The organism is Pantoea sp. BL1 (assembly GCF_000963985.1).
GTDB classification, from domain to species: domain Bacteria; phylum Pseudomonadota; class Gammaproteobacteria; order Enterobacterales; family Enterobacteriaceae; genus Pantoea; species Pantoea rwandensis_B.
On the sequence record NZ_JZRH01000060.1, the window covers coordinates 16,504 to 33,347 of the forward strand.

14 protein-coding genes are annotated in these 16,844 nt (G+C 55.9%); 8 read left to right on the plus strand and 6 right to left on the minus strand.

Annotated elements, in window-relative coordinates:
- Nucleotides 1–21 precede the first annotated feature (21 nt).
- Entirely contained in the window at nt 22–1,878 is a 1,857-nt protein-coding gene (gene gsiA, locus VH86_RS22450) for a glutathione ABC transporter ATP-binding protein GsiA (protein ID WP_045834165.1), read from the minus strand.
- A gap of 9 nt (nt 1,879–1,887) precedes the next feature.
- The gene (locus VH86_RS22455) at nt 1,888–2,853 is read right to left on the minus strand and encodes an isoaspartyl peptidase/L-asparaginase family protein (RefSeq protein ID WP_038647915.1); all 966 of its coding nucleotides are present in this window, start codon (nt 2,851–2,853) and stop codon (nt 1,888–1,890) included.
- Between the two features lie 228 nt (nt 2,854–3,081).
- On the opposite strand from VH86_RS22455, the gene moeA reads away from it, so the two are divergent.
- Together moeA and moeB are read left to right on the plus strand one after the other, a co-directional pair.
- Nucleotides 3,082–4,317 carry a molybdopterin molybdotransferase MoeA gene (moeA, locus tag VH86_RS22460; RefSeq protein WP_045834166.1) on the plus strand — a complete coding sequence of 412 codons (1,236 nt, stop codon included), beginning with the start codon at nt 3,082–3,084 and terminating at the stop codon, nt 4,315–4,317.
- Nucleotides 4,317–5,072, plus strand: a complete 756-nt coding sequence (gene moeB, locus VH86_RS22465) for a molybdopterin-synthase adenylyltransferase MoeB (RefSeq protein ID WP_045834167.1) — start codon at nt 4,317–4,319, stop codon at nt 5,070–5,072. The genes moeA and moeB overlap by 1 nt, the downstream gene beginning before the upstream one ends.
- Before the next feature lie 32 nt (nt 5,073–5,104).
- Here the strand turns inward: moeB and VH86_RS22470 are convergent, their stop codons facing one another.
- Both VH86_RS22470 and VH86_RS22475 read right to left on the minus strand, forming a co-directional pair.
- On the minus strand, nt 5,105–6,556 hold the full coding sequence (locus VH86_RS22470; RefSeq protein WP_045834168.1) for an FAD-binding oxidoreductase: 1,452 nt from the start codon (nt 6,554–6,556) through the stop codon (nt 5,105–5,107).
- A 30-nt stretch (nt 6,557–6,586) separates the two neighbouring features.
- Nucleotides 6,587–7,372 carry an SDR family oxidoreductase gene (locus tag VH86_RS22475; RefSeq protein WP_156150612.1) on the minus strand — a complete coding sequence of 262 codons (786 nt, stop codon included), beginning with the start codon at nt 7,370–7,372 and terminating at the stop codon, nt 6,587–6,589.
- 391 nt (nt 7,373–7,763) lie between these two features.
- On the opposite strand from VH86_RS22475, the gene VH86_RS22480 reads away from it, so the two are divergent.
- On the plus strand, nt 7,764–9,041 hold the full coding sequence (locus tag VH86_RS22480) for a nitrate/nitrite transporter (protein WP_045834170.1): 1,278 nt from the start codon (nt 7,764–7,766) through the stop codon (nt 9,039–9,041).
- 1 nt (nt 9,042) lies between these two features.
- Nucleotides 9,043–10,488 (plus strand): FGGY-family carbohydrate kinase, encoded by a 1,446-nt coding sequence (locus VH86_RS22485; RefSeq protein ID WP_045834171.1) that lies wholly within the window; start codon nt 9,043–9,045, stop codon nt 10,486–10,488.
- Here VH86_RS22485 and VH86_RS22490 read toward each other — a convergent pair.
- Entirely contained in the window at nt 10,485–11,057 is a 573-nt protein-coding gene (locus tag VH86_RS22490) for a glycerol-3-phosphate responsive antiterminator (RefSeq protein WP_045834193.1), read from the minus strand. The two genes, VH86_RS22485 and VH86_RS22490, sit on opposite strands and share 4 nt — an antisense overlap.
- Before the next feature lie 18 nt (nt 11,058–11,075).
- The gene (locus VH86_RS22495; protein WP_045814018.1) at nt 11,076–11,993 is read right to left on the minus strand and encodes a LysR substrate-binding domain-containing protein; all 918 of its coding nucleotides are present in this window, start codon (nt 11,991–11,993) and stop codon (nt 11,076–11,078) included.
- Between the two features lie 221 nt (nt 11,994–12,214).
- Here VH86_RS22495 and VH86_RS22500 point away from each other — a divergent pair, with 221 nt between their 5' ends.
- Genes VH86_RS22500 through VH86_RS22515 form a run of 4 tightly spaced genes read left to right on the plus strand, consistent with a single transcriptional unit; the run spans nt 12,215 to nt 16,591 of the window.
- Nucleotides 12,215–13,579 carry an MFS transporter gene (locus tag VH86_RS22500; RefSeq protein ID WP_045834172.1) on the plus strand — a complete coding sequence of 455 codons (1,365 nt, stop codon included), beginning with the start codon at nt 12,215–12,217 and terminating at the stop codon, nt 13,577–13,579.
- A gap of 12 nt (nt 13,580–13,591) precedes the next feature.
- The gene (fae, locus tag VH86_RS22505) at nt 13,592–14,092 is read left to right on the plus strand and encodes a formaldehyde-activating enzyme (protein ID WP_045814020.1); all 501 of its coding nucleotides are present in this window, start codon (nt 13,592–13,594) and stop codon (nt 14,090–14,092) included.
- 13 nt (nt 14,093–14,105) lie between these two features.
- Entirely contained in the window at nt 14,106–15,155 is a 1,050-nt protein-coding gene (locus VH86_RS22510) for an aldo/keto reductase (RefSeq protein ID WP_045834173.1), read from the plus strand.
- Nucleotides 15,152–16,591, plus strand: coding sequence for an NAD-dependent succinate-semialdehyde dehydrogenase (locus VH86_RS22515; protein WP_045834174.1), 1,440 nt, complete (start codon nt 15,152–15,154; stop codon nt 16,589–16,591). Before VH86_RS22510 ends, VH86_RS22515 begins: the two co-directional genes overlap by 4 nt.
- Nucleotides 16,592–16,844: the final 253 nt, after the last annotated feature.

Sequence of the window (16,844 nt, forward strand, 5' to 3'; positions counted from 1 at the left end):
GATGACGCGGTTGCTTGCTGCTCAGGCGCCGCTAATGGCGTGGCGGGCAACAAAATGCCCCGGTGCCACTTCCAGTAACGGTGCCACTTCTGGCTCATCACCCAAGGGGCGAATCGGGCTGGGGATCTCATCCACCATTAATGCCCGCTCACGATGACGGTGCGCCGGATCGGCGACCGGCACCGCGGCCATCAGTTTTTTGGTATAGGGATGGCGCGGCTGCTCAAACACCGCCTGGCGCGGCCCCATTTCCACAATCTGTCCGAGATACATGACGGCCACACGATGGCTGATGCGTTCTACCACCGCCATATCGTGAGAAATAAATAAGAAGGCGATACCAAACTCGCGCTGCAAGTCGAGCATCAGGTTAATGATTTGCGCCTGAATTGAGACGTCCAGCGCCGAGACCGACTCATCGGCAATCACCACTTTAGGATTCAGCGCCAACGCACGGGCGATGCAGATACGCTGACGCTGACCGCCTGAAAACTCGTGTGGATAGCGCTGCGCATGCTCCGGCAGCAAGCCAACGCGCTCCAGCAGCCACGCTACGCGCTTCTCCGCCTGTTGCCGATCCATGGTTTTATGCACCAGCAGCGGTTCCATAATCGAGAAACCCACCGTCAGGCGCGGATCGAGCGAGGCATAAGGATCCTGAAAAATGAACTGAATATCGCGCCGCAGCGAAGCCAGCGCGTTGCCCTGCAGCGCATCAATGCGCTGACCATTGAAAGTAATCGTGCCGCCCTGGCTGGCAACTAAGCGCAGCAGCGAACGACCGGTAGTGGATTTTCCGCAGCCGGATTCACCGACCAGCGCCAGCGTCTCGCCAGCATGCAGATCAAAGCTGACCTTCTCCACCGCATGCACACGGCGCTTAACGCGATTCAGTAAACCACCACGAATATCAAAGCGCGTCACCAGGTCGCGCACCTGCAAAATCGGCGGTTCATTGCTGCGCACCGTATCCTGCGGTGTCGCCACCTCTTCACGACCATTAGTGTGCAGCAACGGGAATTTGGCCGGCAACGGCTGGCCGCTCATCGCCCCCAACTTCGGTACTGCCGCCAGCAAGGCGCGGGTGTAAGGCTGTTGCGGCGCATCAAACAGCTGCTGCACCGGCGCACGCTCAACCACATCGCCGCGATACATCACCTGCACGCGATCGGCCATCTCCGCCACCACGCCCATGTCGTGAGTGATAAAAATCACCCCCATCTGCATCTCTTTTTGCAGCACGCGAATCAGCTGCAGAATTTGCGCCTGGATGGTCACGTCCAGCGCGGTGGTGGGTTCATCGGCAATCAGCAGCGCCGGTTTGCACGACAGCGCCATGGCAATCATCACGCGTTGACGCATGCCGCCAGAGAGTTGATGCGGAAAACGCGATAACACATTATGGGCTTCAGGTATGCGCACCAGATCCAGCATGCGCCGCGCTTCGGCCTGCGCTTGCTGGTGGCTTTTGCCCTGATGTAAACGGATGGATTCGGCGATCTGCTCACCCACGGTGAAAACAGGGTTGAGTGAGGTCATCGGCTCCTGGAAAATCATCGCCATATCGGCACCGCGCACTTTGCGCATCTGGCTGGCGGTGGCGCGCATCACATCCAGCACCTCGCCGTTACGTCGACGCAGGCGGATATCGCCACTGACATCGCCGCCCGCCTGCTGAATCAAGCGCATCAGCGCCAGCGACGTGACCGATTTGCCCGAACCGGATTCGCCAACCAGTGCCAGCGTTTCCCCACGATGCAAATCCAGCGACAGGTGACGAACCGCTTCGGTGATTCGCCCTTCATGCTCAAACCGTACGTTGAGGTCACGCACCGCCAAAACCTGCTCGGGTGCAAACTGCTGATGCTGCTGCGTCATGCCTGCTCCTTAGCTATCGCGGTAAATCGCTACCTCGACTTCGCCACCGACATAGGCGAATCCCCGATACATCCCTTCGCTGTTGAAGGGCAGCGCCACATTGCCGTGGCTGTCGACGGCAATCAGCCCGCCGCTGCCTTCCAGCTCCTGCACTTTGTCATGAATTACGTTGGCGGTGGCTTGCTGCAGGCTACGGCCACCGTACTCCATCTGTGCAGAAACGTCATACGCTGCCAGAGTACGAATAAACACTTCACCGGTGCCGGTACAAGAGACCGCCACGGTTTCATTATTAGCGTAGCAGCCCGCACCGACGAGCGGGGAATCACCCACGCGCCCGACCTGCTTGTTGGTCATACCGCCGGTTGAGGTCGCCGCGGCCAGATTACCCTGAAGATCGAGCGCCACGGCACCCACGGTGCCGAATTTGCGATCGGGGTCGAGCGGATCGTCGCTGTGACTTTGCGCGGCGCCATCATGATCGAGCACCATCTGCTGGCTGCTGAGCGCACGCTGTAATTGCTCCCAGCGTTCAGGCGTGGAGAAGAAATCCGGTGCAACCTGTTCCAGCCCCTGTTCTGCGGCAAAGGCTTCTGCCCCCGCACCGATAAACAGCACGTGAGGGCTATTTTCCATCACTTTACGCGCCGCCAGAATCGGGTTACGAATGTGATTCACGCCCGCCACCGCACCGACATCAAGGGTACGACCATCCATAATGCTGGCATCGAGTTCGTGGGTGCCCTGATGGGTAAACACCGCGCCTTTGCCTGCGTTGAACAGTGGGCACTCCTCTAGCAACCGTACCGCCTCGGTCACCGCATCCAGCGCACTGCCGCCTGCAGCCAAAATCTGCTGGCCTGCGGTAACGATTGCGTTCAGTTGCTGACGATAGTGCTGCTCTTTTTCGGCGCTCATGGCGGCACGCGTGATTGCGCCCGCACCGCCGTGAATTGCGATAACTGCTTTAGCCATAACCGGTACCCTGTCAGGAAATCAGAGCCAAAAACACTGATTTAGAATGGTTTTCATCTTTTTTTGGCAATTTTCGACTATAGAAAGGCGCTCCCGGCTTGTAAAGCAGAAAGTGTATCTCCGGTCATAACCTTTTAATGTGGATTATGCTTTTTTAGTCACATGTGACTCGGCAGACAAATGCCACCATAATAGGCAGCATCTGAAATTCATCACGCAGAGACAGACATGGAACCTTTCACCGCAGGATTAATCTCCCTCGAAGACGCGCAGCAAAAAATGCTGCAACAGCTTACCCCCATCAGCGATTGCCTTAGCGTCTCGCTGTTTGAAGCGGCAGGACGCGTCACGGCAAAACCGGTCACTTCCCCGCTGGATGTGCCACCGTTCGATAATTCCGCAATGGACGGTTATGCCCTACGTCTCAGCGATATCTCGCCAGAACATGTGTTTCCCGTTGCGGGCAAAGCTTTTGCCGGTGCACCGTTCAACGGCGAATGGCCCGCTGGCAGCGTGATTCGTATTATGACCGGTGCGCCGATTCCGGCTGGTTGCGATGCGGTGGTGATGCAGGAGCAAACCGAACAGCGTGCGGGTGGCATCGCCCTCACCGCCGCCGTGACACTCGGGCAAAATATCCGCCGTATTGGTGAAGACATTCAGGCTGGCAAACAGGTGCTGGAGGCGGGGGTTCGCCTCGGTGCCGCCGAGTTGCCGCTGCTGGCTTCACTGGGGATTGCCGAAGTGAGCGTGCTGCGCAAACTGCGCGTGGCGATTTTCTCCACCGGCGATGAATTGCAGGCGGTTGGCCAGCCTTTGGCTGACGGGCAAATCTACGACACCAACCGCTTTACCGTTTCGTTGATGCTCAACAAACTGGGCTGCGAAGTGATCGATTTAGGCGTGATTGCGGACGATCCCGAGGCGCTGCGCCAGGCGTTCAGCGAGGCCGATCGTCAGGCAGATGTGGTGATCAGTACCGGCGGCGTGTCCGTCGGCGAGGCGGATTTCACCAAAGCGATGCTGGAAGAGTTAGGCGTGATTACCTTCTGGAAACTGGCGATGAAGCCGGGCAAACCGTTCGCTTTTGGCCGTTTAGCGAACAGCTGGTTCTGCGGCCTGCCTGGCAATCCCGTTTCAGCCGCCGTGACCTTCTATCAGCTGGTGCAACCGCTTCTGGCGACCCTCACCGGCCAGACCACGCGCATTATGCCGCTGCGCCAACGCGCTCGCGCCATTCAGCGTTTGAAAAAATCGCCTGGCCGCCTCGATTTTCAGCGCGGCATTCTCAGTCGTGGTGAAGACGGCGTGCTGGAAGTTCGCAGCACCGGCGCCCAGGGTTCACACGTGTTTAGCTCTTTCGCCCTGGCCGACTGCTTTATTGTGCTAGACCGCGATCGTGCGGATGTGGAGCCCGGCGAATGGGTTGAGGTTGAAGTTTTCAATAGCCTGCTGGAGGGCTAATGAGCGTCGAACTGAGCCATGAGGAGATGCTGCGTTACAACCGTCAGATCATACTGCGGGATTTTGATTTTGACGGTCAGGAGAAGCTTAAAGCCTCGCGCGTTTTGCTCGTCGGACTCGGCGGACTCGGCTGTGCTGCTGCACCCTATCTTGCTTCGGCTGGCGTGGGCCATCTTACCTTGCTGGATTTCGACACCGTAAGCCTGAGTAACCTGCAGCGCCAGATTCTGCACAGTGATGCCACCCTCGGTCAGCCCAAGGTGGAGTCTGCGCGTCAGCAACTGTCGGCGATGAATCCTTATTGCCAGCTTGAAGCGATTGATGCACAGCTGGATGATGCCCAACTCAGCGCCCTGATCGCGCGCCATGATGCGGTGCTGGACTGTACTGATAACGTCAGTGCGCGTGAACAGATCAATCGTCTGTGTTTCCAGCACAAGGTGCCGCTGATTTCCGGTGCGGCCATTCGTATGGAAGGTCAACTCAGCGTGTTTACCTGGCAGCAGGACGAGCCGTGTTATCGCTGTATTAGCCGCTTGTTTGGCGATCAGACATTAAGCTGCGTGGAAGCCGGCGTGCTGGCGCCGTTGGTCGGTGTCATTGGTGCGATGCAAGCTTTAGAGGCCATAAAAGTGCTGACGGCGCTAGGGCAACCTGCCCGTTCACGCCTGTTGATCTATGACGCGATGAGTGCAGAATTCCGTAGCATGAAGGTGATGCAGGACAGGCATTGCGAGGTGTGCGGCAAGAAATAATCAAGGTGCGCATGGCTGCGCACCTTGTGGTTTTACTCCTGCGGGAAGATGGTGCCTTTATTCATGATCCCGTTCGGGTCAAACGCGGTTTTCAACGCCTGCAAAATGGGCCATGCGCTGCCGTGTTCTTGCTTCGCCCACTGCACACGATGCTTACCGATACCGTGGTGATGCACCATGGAACCACCAAGCTTCAACGTCTCCTCCACGATCATGCCATTCAGCGGTACGTGATATTTCGCCATCTCCTCTTCAGGACGGCAATCCACCACGTTGTAATCGTAAACGAAGTACATATTGGTGCCGTTGATGTAACTGTGCGAGGAGTGACCGCCCAGCATGGTGATGTCTTTGGCATGTGGGAATTCAGTGCGAATACGCTTCAGCACATTTTCATAGATAGCGTTAATTGTTGACCAGTCACCGGACACTTCCGTGGTAAAGCCCATGTTGCCGGTACGCTGGATGAAATCACGCTCCGCCTGTACTTTCTCTGGTCCCCAGTTGAGGTGCTCAAACCAGGTCTGGATCAGATGGCTGTCCACTTGCTGGCACTCGCGGTGTTTGGCCACGATCGCTGCAATGCCATTACCAGTGGCTTCGCTAATGCCCGCCGTGCCTTCTGCCATAAAGATCAGCACACACTTGTCTTTCGAGAAATGGCTGAAGTGCTGCTTCGCATCTTCCGGATCGTAAAGACGAGCAATTGAAGGACGATAGCCGTCCACCATCACTTCACGCAGGATGGCGAAACCGGTTTGCATTGAATCCAGCAGATAGCCGTAGAAGCGATTATTTTCCGGCTGATATTTGAATATTTTTACCGTGACTTCCGTGATGTAACACAGCGCACCTTCATTGCCGATAATCACATGGCGAATATCCGGCCCCGCTGCACGACGCGGCACGTTTTTGATGCGAGTGATGTCGCCATTCGGAAATACGGCTTCCAGCCCCACCACCATATCTTCAATCGCGCCATACAGCGTCGAGAATTGACCAATACTGCGCGTCGCCACCAGGCCGCCCATTTGCGCCAGCGGTTTCGACTGCGGCGAGTGACCGGTGGTGTAACCCTGTGCCCGCAGTTGGTTTTCCAGCACTTCCAGCGTGACGCCGCACTGTGCAGTGACCTGCATGTTTTCGATATCGATCTTTATGACCTGATTCATACTGGATCCATCCAGCACTACCGAGTTTGGCGCGGCGGTTTCCAGCCCCCCTTCCGTAGCCGATGCACCGGTTCGTGGTACGCCATTGATGTGGTGGCGATTCATAAAAGCTAAGACATCCGAAACCTGCTGTGTACTTTGCAGTTTTACCACCGCAGCCGGGATCGGCAAGGTGTAAACACCGTGAATATCGGCATATTTACGAAAACGGTCATGACTGCTGCGCTTTAATTCAGCTTCGTCGGTCACGACCTGTTGTGGGCCAACGATCTCTTTTAACTGCTCGACAATGGCTTCACGTGAAAGCGTCATAATATTCTTCCTCTCAACAAATATGATTAATTAACGAACCCGATATCCACCATCGACAACCAATAAATGGCCGTTGACGTAATTCGAAGCACGGCTGGCTAAATACACCATCGCACCCATTAAATCTTGCGTATCTCCCCAACGATTCGCCGGAATATGATCCAGCACTCGTTGATTCGTTTCGGGATTACTGCGAGTCGCAGTCGTGATGGCCGTTGCGTAATAGCCAGGCGCGATACCGTTGACCTGAATATTGTATTGCCCCAGTTCATCACAATAAGATTTGGTTAAACCGGCCAGGGCATGTTTGGTGGCGGAATAAGCCGGTGACCATTGACCACCCAGCCAGGAAAAGAGCGAACAAATATTAATAATTTTACCGCTCTGCTGCGGCACCATGATTTTTGCCGCCTGATGACTCATCTCAAAGGCAGCGGTGAGATTCACCGAGATCATGGGATCCCAATCTTCACGACCGAAATCCAGCACCTTGTTGAGCTTACAGATGCCGGCATTGTTGACCAAAATATCCAGTCGACCAAAGCGCTCCAGACACTCCGCGACAATGCGCGCCGGTTCGCCGGCCTGGGTGATATCCGCTTGCATAAACTCTGCACGAACACCCTGTTTTTCAATCAGTTGCTTTGTCTCTGAATTGGCAGGCGCCAGGTCGGGAATAAAGACATTGGCACCCGCTTTCGCCAGCGCGACGGCAAAGGCCTGGCCCAAACCCGTGTTACCGCCGGTGACAATGGCGCACTGCCCTCGCAGCGAAAAGAAATCGAGTGAAAATGTATCCAGCGATTCCGTCATGATTCCATCTCCTGGTCTGAATAACGGGCAAAAAAAAGGAGAAAAGCAAGCTCCTTCGCAGTAAAGCGAAGAAGTTACTTTTCTCCAGATCTCGAGTAACTGGGTATTACGCTAGCATGGGTATTTCGAAATAAAAAGCGATCGCAATCACAAAAAAATCCGTTCGCACTAAGGTGCTGGAATAAGCAGCAGATTAAATATCCAGGCGAAAAATATATAAGAATAAACCGAGTCAGTTTAATAACGCCATTCTGTGACTTTCTTCACAACGTTATGGCAAGTTGTCATGCTAAAAATGCTCCCTGTTACTGTCTGAGACCAAGAGAAAAGTAACTTTCTGCAATTGCGGAAAGGACGCTTTTCTCTTTTTTTTGTTTCTAATTTGGGGGCGAAGATGCAAACCAAAAACTCAATCCGTTGGTTAACATTAGCGGTTATTAGCATCAGCGGTGGCATTAGTTTTGATTTGGCGTATTTACGTTATATCTATCAAATCCCGATGGCGAAATTCATGGGATTTTCGAATACCGAAATCGGCGTTATTATGAGCACCTTTGGTATTACCGCTATTTTACTTTATGCCCCCGGCGGCTTAATTTCCGACAAATTCTCCCATCGTAAAGTGATGTCCGGCGCCATGATTGCCACCGGTATTTTGGGTGCCATTATGGCCACCTACCCGCCGTTGTGGGCGATGCTGCTGATTCAGGTCGCCTTCGCCATCACCACCATTCTGCTGCTGTGGGCGGTGTCGATCAAAGCGGCTTCACTGCTGGGCACACGTGAAGAGCAAGGCAAAATAATGGGGTGGATGGAAGGTTTGCGTGGCGTCGGCGTGATGGGTTTGGCGCTGTTTACCGTCTGGGTATTTGCTCAATTCCATCCTGACGATCCTAATAGCCTGAAAGCGGTGATCTTGATTTACAGTGGCACCTATGTGGCGCTCGGCATTGCCTGCTGGTTTTTGGTGAGCGACGGTTTTGCCCAGCAGGATGAGGAGCAATCATCAGCCTTTAGTCTGCAGCATGCGCTTCGCGTGCTGAAAATGCCCACCACCTGGTACTGCAGCATGATCATTTTTGGCGTTTACACCATTTACGCCATTCTCAGCTACTCCACCAACTATCTGTCCGAAATCTATGGCATGTCATTAGTGGCTGCCAGCTACATGGGCATCATCATCAACAAAGTGTTTCGCGCCATCTGCGGTCCGCTGGGCGGCATGGTCACCAGTTACAGCCGCTGGCGTTCGCCAACACGTGTGATCCAGTTCCTGTCTGGGCTCTGCCTGTGCGTGATTGCCTTGCTGTATGTCGTCACACAATCCCCGCTCAGCCTGGCACTGGCGATTGGCCTGATCTTATTGATGGGATTCACCTGTTACGCCTCACGCGGCCTCTATTTTGCCTGCATCGGCGAAGTGAATACCCCGAAGCAGATCCTCGGCACCACCATTGGTATTTGCTCAGTCATTGGCTTCTTACCCGATGTGTTCGTCTATCCATTGGTGGGTTACTGGCAGGATACGCTGCCGCCTGCGCTTGCCTATCGCAACATGTGGATCATGGGGGGCTGCGCCAGCCTGCTGGTGCTGTTGTTTACCGCGTTACTGATTAGCCAGATCAAGCGGGGCTCACCTGCTGGTCACGCCGCGCCATTAAAAGGAGTCTGATATGTCTGCGCGTTATTTGATGGGAATTGATGTCGGCACACAGAGTGCCAAAGTGGTGATTTTCCGCACCGACGGAGAGGTGATGTGCAGTGCACAGCAGCCGCTACGTGCGCTGGAGATCCCTCAGCCAAATCGTGCTGAGCATCCTGACGACGATCTTTGGTACTCGGTCAAACAGGCCTGCCGTGCGGCGATGACGCGTTTCCATCAGTTCGGTGGTCAGGACCATCAGCTGCTGGCTGCCGGACTGTGCGTGATCCGCTGCTGCCGGGTGCTGATGCGTCAGGATGGTGAACTAGCCTGGCCGGTGATCAACTGGATGGATGTACGGCTCAATCAGCCTTATCAACCCGAGCCAGAATACGGTGAAGTGCGCTGGGTCACCACCACGTCAGGCTATATCACCCATCGCCTGACAGGCCAGGCGCGCGATACCAGCGCCAACTACATTGGCTGCTGGCCGATGGATGATGCACGCCAGACGTGGGACGACAACAAAATGGCGAGCTGCCATGTGCGCCGGGAGCAGTTATTTGATGTGGTGCGCCCCGGCGAAATGCTGGGCGAGGTCACCTCAACCGCCGCGCGGGCGAGCGGTTTACCACTGGGCTTACCGATTATCGCTACCGCCCATGACAAAGCGGTGGAAGCCTTAGGTGCTGGCGCGCTGGCTCAGGGCGAAGCGCTGATTTCACTGGGCACCTACATTGGGGCGATGGTGCATGGTGACGCGCAACCGCACGCCAGCGAACACTTCTGGCCGTTCCAGGCTGCGTTGCCGGGCCATTTTCTCTACGAGTGCATGGGCGTTCGGCGAGGGATGTGGACGGTGAGTTGGTTCCGCGATCAGTTTGGCGCGGCGGCACTGCAGGATGCACAGGATACCGGTGTGGATATTGAAACCCTGCTCGGCGCTGAAGCCAGTGTGGTTCCGGCCGGCAGTGATGGACTCCTCACGCTGCACGATTGGGCCGCACCGGCCGAAGCACCGTGGCGCAAAGGGGCGATCATCGGTTTTGATGGTCGCCACACCCGCGCGCACCTGTTCCGCTCTTTGCTGGAAGGCATCGTGTTCACCATGAAAAACCATCTGGACCCGATGATGCAGGCGCTGGATCGCCCGCTGACACAGTTAGTGATTTCCGGCGGCGGTGCCAACAGCGATCTGTTTATGCAACTGTTCGCCGATATCTTTGGTGTGCCTGCCCGCCGCAATGCGATGCGTAGCTCCGCCGCTATTGGCTGTGCCCTCAATGCGGGCATGGCATTGGGTGTGTGGCAAAGTTATCAGGAAGGCGTGGCCGCGCTGGTGAAAACCGGCGAGACATTCCTGCCGAATGCTCGCCATCATGCGCTATATCAGCAACTGAACCAGCAGGTTTACCAGCAACTTCATCGCGCGCTCGATCCCCTGCTAAAGCGCCTTAGCCCACTCGTGGAGGCTTAGCGTCGCTGCGCCAATGGCCAGACGCCAGCGTTGGTGGTGGAGACGGCCAGCGCACCCGCCGTTAATGCCCGCTGTGCATCCTCTTCGTCGCATACCAGTCCGCCGGCAATGATCGGTTGACTGATGCGCTCGGTGATCCAGCCCAGCACCTTCGGCATACAGCCTGGCAGGATCTCCACAATGTCGGGCTGCGACTGCGCTACCTGTTTATCAATGTTGTTGAAGGAGATGGAATCCAGCACGAACAGGCGATGGATTGCCCAGAAACCATGCTGCCGTGCGGCTTTCAGCATCGCGGGTTTGGTACTGATGATGCCATCAGCCTGCGTCACGATTTTCAGGAACTGGATCACCACTTCCTGGCGTGAACTGCCTTCCAGCAAATCGACGTGTACAAAGGCAATTTTCCCGGCCTGTTTTATCTGTCCGACAATGCGCCCGATATTGCATATGTTGCCATACAACACCGACACCACCTGGCAAGGTGAGTCAATCGCCTGTTGCAGGCTTTGGGCATCTTTGACAGCGGCAACCACCGGCGAGCTCTTTAACAATTCAACTAAATCCACCACATACCCACCTTTTCACTAAAGGATAACGCTGGCTGCAGGCGTGGCAGCGTTGAAACGTTGCATCTCCGCCAGCAGCCAATCCCGAAATACCGCCACGCGCGGCAACATCTGTTTGCCGAATGGCACCTCCAGCCAGTAGCCATTGGCGCTGGAAAGCAATTGCGGCGAGATTTGAACCAACACGCCGCTGTTCAGTTCGTTACGCACCATGGCACGATCCAGCACGGCAAAACCTGCGCCAGTGACACAGGCATTGATCACCTGATCCTGCGTACTGAACGCCAATCCGTTATCTTCCGGCGGTGCAGTTTCACCGCAGGCCTGATACCAGCGAGACCAATTATCCAGCCGACTGTCGCCATTCAACACGTGCAACTGCGGCATCAGGCTGATATCTGGCCAGATGCCATCCAGCATCAGCAGCGGACTGCCCACCAGCACCAGCGTTTCATGACACAGCCATTCTCCTTCCGCGCCTGCCTCTTGCGCATCCTGCTGCGAGCCAAAACGAATCGCGCAATCGAAGTCGCTGTATTTCTGCCGCGCTTCACTGATCAGCATGATTTGCAGCTGACGATGCTGTTGACGCAATGACACCAGACGCGGCGCTAACCAGCGCGTGGCAAACGTAGGGGCGACCTGTAAACGCAGGTGTTGACGGGGGTTGTGTTGCTGCACGCTGCGTACGCCCTCTTCCAGCAGATCCAGCGACTGACGAACCACTGGCAAAAGCTGGATGGCTTCCGGCGTCAGCATCAATCCGCTGTGGCTACGAACGAACAGATCTTTCCCAAGGAAGGTTTCCAGCTGGCGCATCTGGCGGCTGGCGGCGCTCTGCGTCATGAACAAGGCATCGGCGGCTTTACTGAAGCTCAGCGTACGACAGGTCTCTTCGAACAGCCGTAACATACTGAGTGAAGGCAACTTTCTCATTCTGACTCCAGCAGCCAGGCGGTAAAACATCGCGCCAATCTAACCACAACCCAGACGGTAACGGAGAACGTAAACCTAAATTTTTGAGTGCAATCACAGGAAATTGCGGAATAGGGGTATGACTTTTTCGCACTGGCCTGCCCCCGGCTCCAATGTCACAGTAATTTCTCATCCAGATAACAATAAAATAACAACCATCTCTCCCCGAAGGAGGAAGGAACATGACGCAAACGACTCTGATGGATGATGTACCCTTAAATCGCTTTCACCTCAAAATCACCGGGCTCACCTTCGGTGCGCATCTCACCGATGGCTACATTCTCGGTTCCGTTGGCTTTGCGCTGACACAGATGACGCCGCAAATGTCACTCACGCCATTCTGGCAAGGCATGATTGGCAGCTCGGCGTTGATCGGGTTATTTCTCGGTAGCCTGATTCTCGGTTGGATCGCCGACAGCGTCGGCCGCCAAAAGATTTTCTGCTTCAGCTTTATCCTGATTACCCTCGCATCCGGCATGCAGTTTTTTGCCCAGTCAGCAGAGCAACTGTTCTTGCTGCGCGTGCTGATTGGCTTCGGCTTAGGCGGTGACTTCTCGGTCGGTCATACCATTCTGGCGGAGTTTGCCCCGCGCAAACATCGCGGCGTACTGTTGGGAGCCTTCAGCGTGCTGTGGACTGTCGGCTATGTCGCCGCCAGCTTTGCTGGACATCTGGCACTGCAGGCACACGTTGATGGCTGGCGCTGGTTACTCGCGTCCTCTGCTCTACCGGCTTTGGCGATCTTGCTGTTGCGTATAGGTACGCCGGAATCCCCGCGCTGGCTATTACGTCGTGGCCGTCGAGAGGAAGCCATGGCCATCGTTCATCGTTTGTTTGGCTCACACGTCACATTACAGGAAGAGAAACAGCAGGAGCAGGATGGCAGCCTGAGCGCACTTTTCCGCCCGCGCTATCGTCGCCGTACCGCCTTTAACTGCCTGTTCTTTGTCTGTCTGGTGATCCCTTATTTCGCCATCTACACCTTCCTGCCCGCCATCCTGCGCGAGATGGGTCTTGATCAAGGCTTTGCCACCGACCTGCTGCTAAGCGGTCTGCTGCTGGTAGGTGCCGTGCTGGGCATTGTGCTCACGGCGATGTGCTCGCGCCGAGGCTTCCTGATCGGTTCCTTTATTTTCCTTGCGGCCTGTTTGCTGCTGCTGAGCCTGCTGCACACCAGTCCCGGTATCTGGCTGATTCTGCTGTTTGCCGCTTTCACGCTGATTATGTCGGCAGTGAGCAATCTGGTGGGCGTGTTCCCGGCGGAGAGCTTCCCTACCGATGTGCGATCTCGCGGCGTAGGTTTCGCCACCTCGATGAGCCGACTGGGCTCGGCGGTGGGTACGCTGCTGCTGCCACTCGCCATCGTCAATTACGGCATCGCCGGCACCATGGGTTTGCTGGCGGCCATTCTGGTGCTCGGCGCGCTGGTGTCCATCGCCTGGGCACCCGAAACCAAAGGTCTGACGCTCACTGACGCTTCTCAAGAGACCCCGGCGGTAGATAAAGCGCTCAGCCCTAACGCTTCAACTTCAACACAACATCTTTAACTGGAGGCAATGATGGAAATGTATATCGGTGAAGGCTTTGCAGGCGACGGCGTTAACGCTTCGCATATCAATATCATGATTGGACCGCGCAGCGGCGTGGTAGGTCAGGCCTTCTCCACCAGCCTGGCGACGCCTTCCCAAGGCCACTGCCCATTTATGGTGGTGATCAAGCCTAACGTGCCAGCCAAGCCGATGACGCTGTATGTCAACAAAGCCGCTATCAGTAGCGATCTGCACGGCAACGCCACCTGGGGTGCTTCACAGGCAGCGATTGCCAAAGCCGTAACCGAGGCGCAGTTGCAAGGCACGTTGCCACCGGAAGCCGAAGATGAGTGGTGCATTGTCACCGCTAACTGGGTGAATCCGGGCTGTACCGATCTCGATGAAGTGTTTGCTAATAACTATCGCGCCTGCAAGGTGGCGATAGAAGCGGCCATGGAGAAGCTGCCAGGACGTCAGCAGTTAATCAATGCCCTGCCCGAGTTGGGCAATCCCTTTTATTCCCCAAAGTAGCAGGAGTTGCAGCATGGAATACATCAAACTGGGCCACAGTGGTTTACAGGTGTCGCGTCTTTGCCTCGGCACCATGAATATGGGCAGCAAGAGCTGGAAACCGTGGATTTTTGACGAGGCACAAAGCGAGCCGATTATTCGTCACGCGCTGGAGAGCGGCATTAACTTTATCGATCTGGCCGATTTCTACTCCAGCGGTGCCGGTGAAGAAGTGGTAGGCCGCGTTCTAAAACGTATCGCCCAGCGTGATGAACTGGTGCTGACCACCAAAGTCGGTTATCCCCTTGGCGGAGGTCAGAACAATCAGGGCCACTCGCGTAAGCACATTCTCGACAGTATTGATGGCAGTCTGCGCCGCCTTGGCACCGACTATGTTGATATCTACATGCTGCACTACTTCGACGTGAGCACACCAATCGAAGAGACGTGGGAAGCGATGAACAGCATCGTGCGTAGCGGCAAAGCACGCTACGTCGGCGTTTCCACCATGTATTGCTGGCAACTGGCGAAGATTTTGTGGTGCTGCGAACGCAACGGGTTTGTGAAACCGATCAATATGCAACTGCAACTGAACTGCGCCTACCGCGAGGAGGAACGCGAAATGATGCCGTTCTGCCGTGATCAGGGGCTGGGCGTTTCCGTGTTTAGCCCACTGGCGCGCGGGCTGTTGAGTGGCGATGCGCAATCCATCCGCAATCAAACCGATTTTTTCACACGTGAAATGTATGCCGATGAAGCCTCGATCCAGATTGCGGAATCCGTTGGCCGTGTTGCCGCCGCGCGCGGGTTGACCAGTGCGCAGATTGCTCAGGCCTGGGTGTTGTCCCATCCCGGTGTGGATTCGATGCTGGTAGGCGCAGACAGCGTTGCCCAACTGGATAGCGCGATTGCTGCACTGCATACCCCGCTGGATAGCGAAGAGCGCTTCGAACTGGAACGCAACTATACGCCGTGCGACGTGATCAACGATTACACCGCGGGTAAACGTATCGCCCGTCATAGCCGTGCTGCGCGCACGGTGTTTACGGATAACTCATTTCAATCTGCAAGGAATATCGCATGACATCTTCACTGCTGCGTACCGGCTGGTATTGCAATGGACAATGGCTGGAAAGCGATCGCACTTATGATGTGACCAATCCCGCTGACAACAGCGTGGTGGCGCAGGTGGCCAACGTTGGCGCAGCGGAAACCACCCGCGCGATTGATGCCGCTGCCGCCGCCCTGCCCGCCTGGCGTGCCTTAACCGCCAAAGCGCGTGCAGCAATCTTACAACGCTGGTATCAATTGATTCTCGAGAATCAGGAAGCGCTGGCGCAGTTGGTGGTACAGGAACAAGGAAAAGTGCTGGCAGAAGCGCGTGGCGAAGTGCTTTACGCCGCCAGTTTTATTGAATGGTTTGCCGAGGAAGGCAAGCGGGCCAACGGCAAGACGATCCCTTCAACCAAGGCCGGAAATCTGATCCTGACGCTGAAACAGCCCGTGGGCGTGGTCGCCGCGATAACGCCATGGAATTTCCCGCTGGCGATGTTGACGCGCAAGCTGGGACCGGCGCTGGCCGCCGGTTGTACCGCGATTGTGAAGCCGGCGAATGAGACACCGCTGTCAGCCTTTGCCCTGTTGGTACTGGCGGAACAGGCTGGCGTTCCGGCTGGCGTGCTGAATGCGGTGAGCGGGGAAACGGTGGAGATTGGCCACACGCTGACGCACCACGATACGGTACGGAAGATTTCCTTCACCGGCTCTACGGCCGTTGGCCAGTTGCTGATGCGTGATGCCGCGAGTTCAGTGAAGAAGTTGTCGCTGGAGCTGGGCGGTAATGCACCGTTTATCGTGTTCGATGATGCCGATATTGATGCCGCAATCGAAAGCGCCATGGCAGCCAAATTCCGCAACAGCGGACAGACCTGTATCTGCGTGAACCGCTTTTACGTACAGGATGGCGTGTATGATCAATTCGTCACCAAACTGGCTGCGGCGGCTAACGCGTTGAAAGTCGCACCGGGCCTGACACCAGGCGCACAGCAGGGGCCACTGATTCATCAGCAAGCTATGGAGAAGGTCGAAGCGCATGTGCAGGATGCCTTGCAGCACGGTGCGCGTTTGGTTTGCGGTGGCGAGCGTCATGCGTTGGGTGGCAGCTTTTATCAGCCCACGGTGCTGGCCGATGCCAATGAACAGATGCGTCTGGCGCACGAAGAAACTTTCGGCCCTGTTGCCGCCTGCTTCCGATTCCGTACGGAACAGGAAGTGATTGAGCGCGCCAATAATACGCCTTATGGCCTGGCCGCCTATCTGTTTACCCGTGATCTGGCGCGGGCGCTGCGCGTCACTCCACAACTGGAGAGCGGCATGGTCGGCGTTAACGAAGGGATTATCTCCACAGAAGTGGCGCCGTTTGGTGGCGTGAAAGCCTCAGGATTAGGGCGCGAGGGCGCGGATGTTGGGCTGGAGGAGTACCTGGAAACCCAGTATGTGAATATTGGGCAGATTGGCTAATTTGGCTGGTTTCACTGGTTTCGCTGAAGGTTGGGTGCAGGGTCAGATAAGGTTAGCCCGATTGCAAAGTTACCAAGGACTTAGCAGCCGCGTTTGCATGGATGATGGTGGATTTGGCTGTTTTCGCTGAAGGTTAGGCGCAGGGTCAGATAAGGTCCGCCCGATCGCAAAGGAAACCGGCATCCATGCCGATCGGCTGGGCCATCCCTGGCCCAGACGCTTTGCTCTTCGGGCGAACCTTATCTTCCCTTTA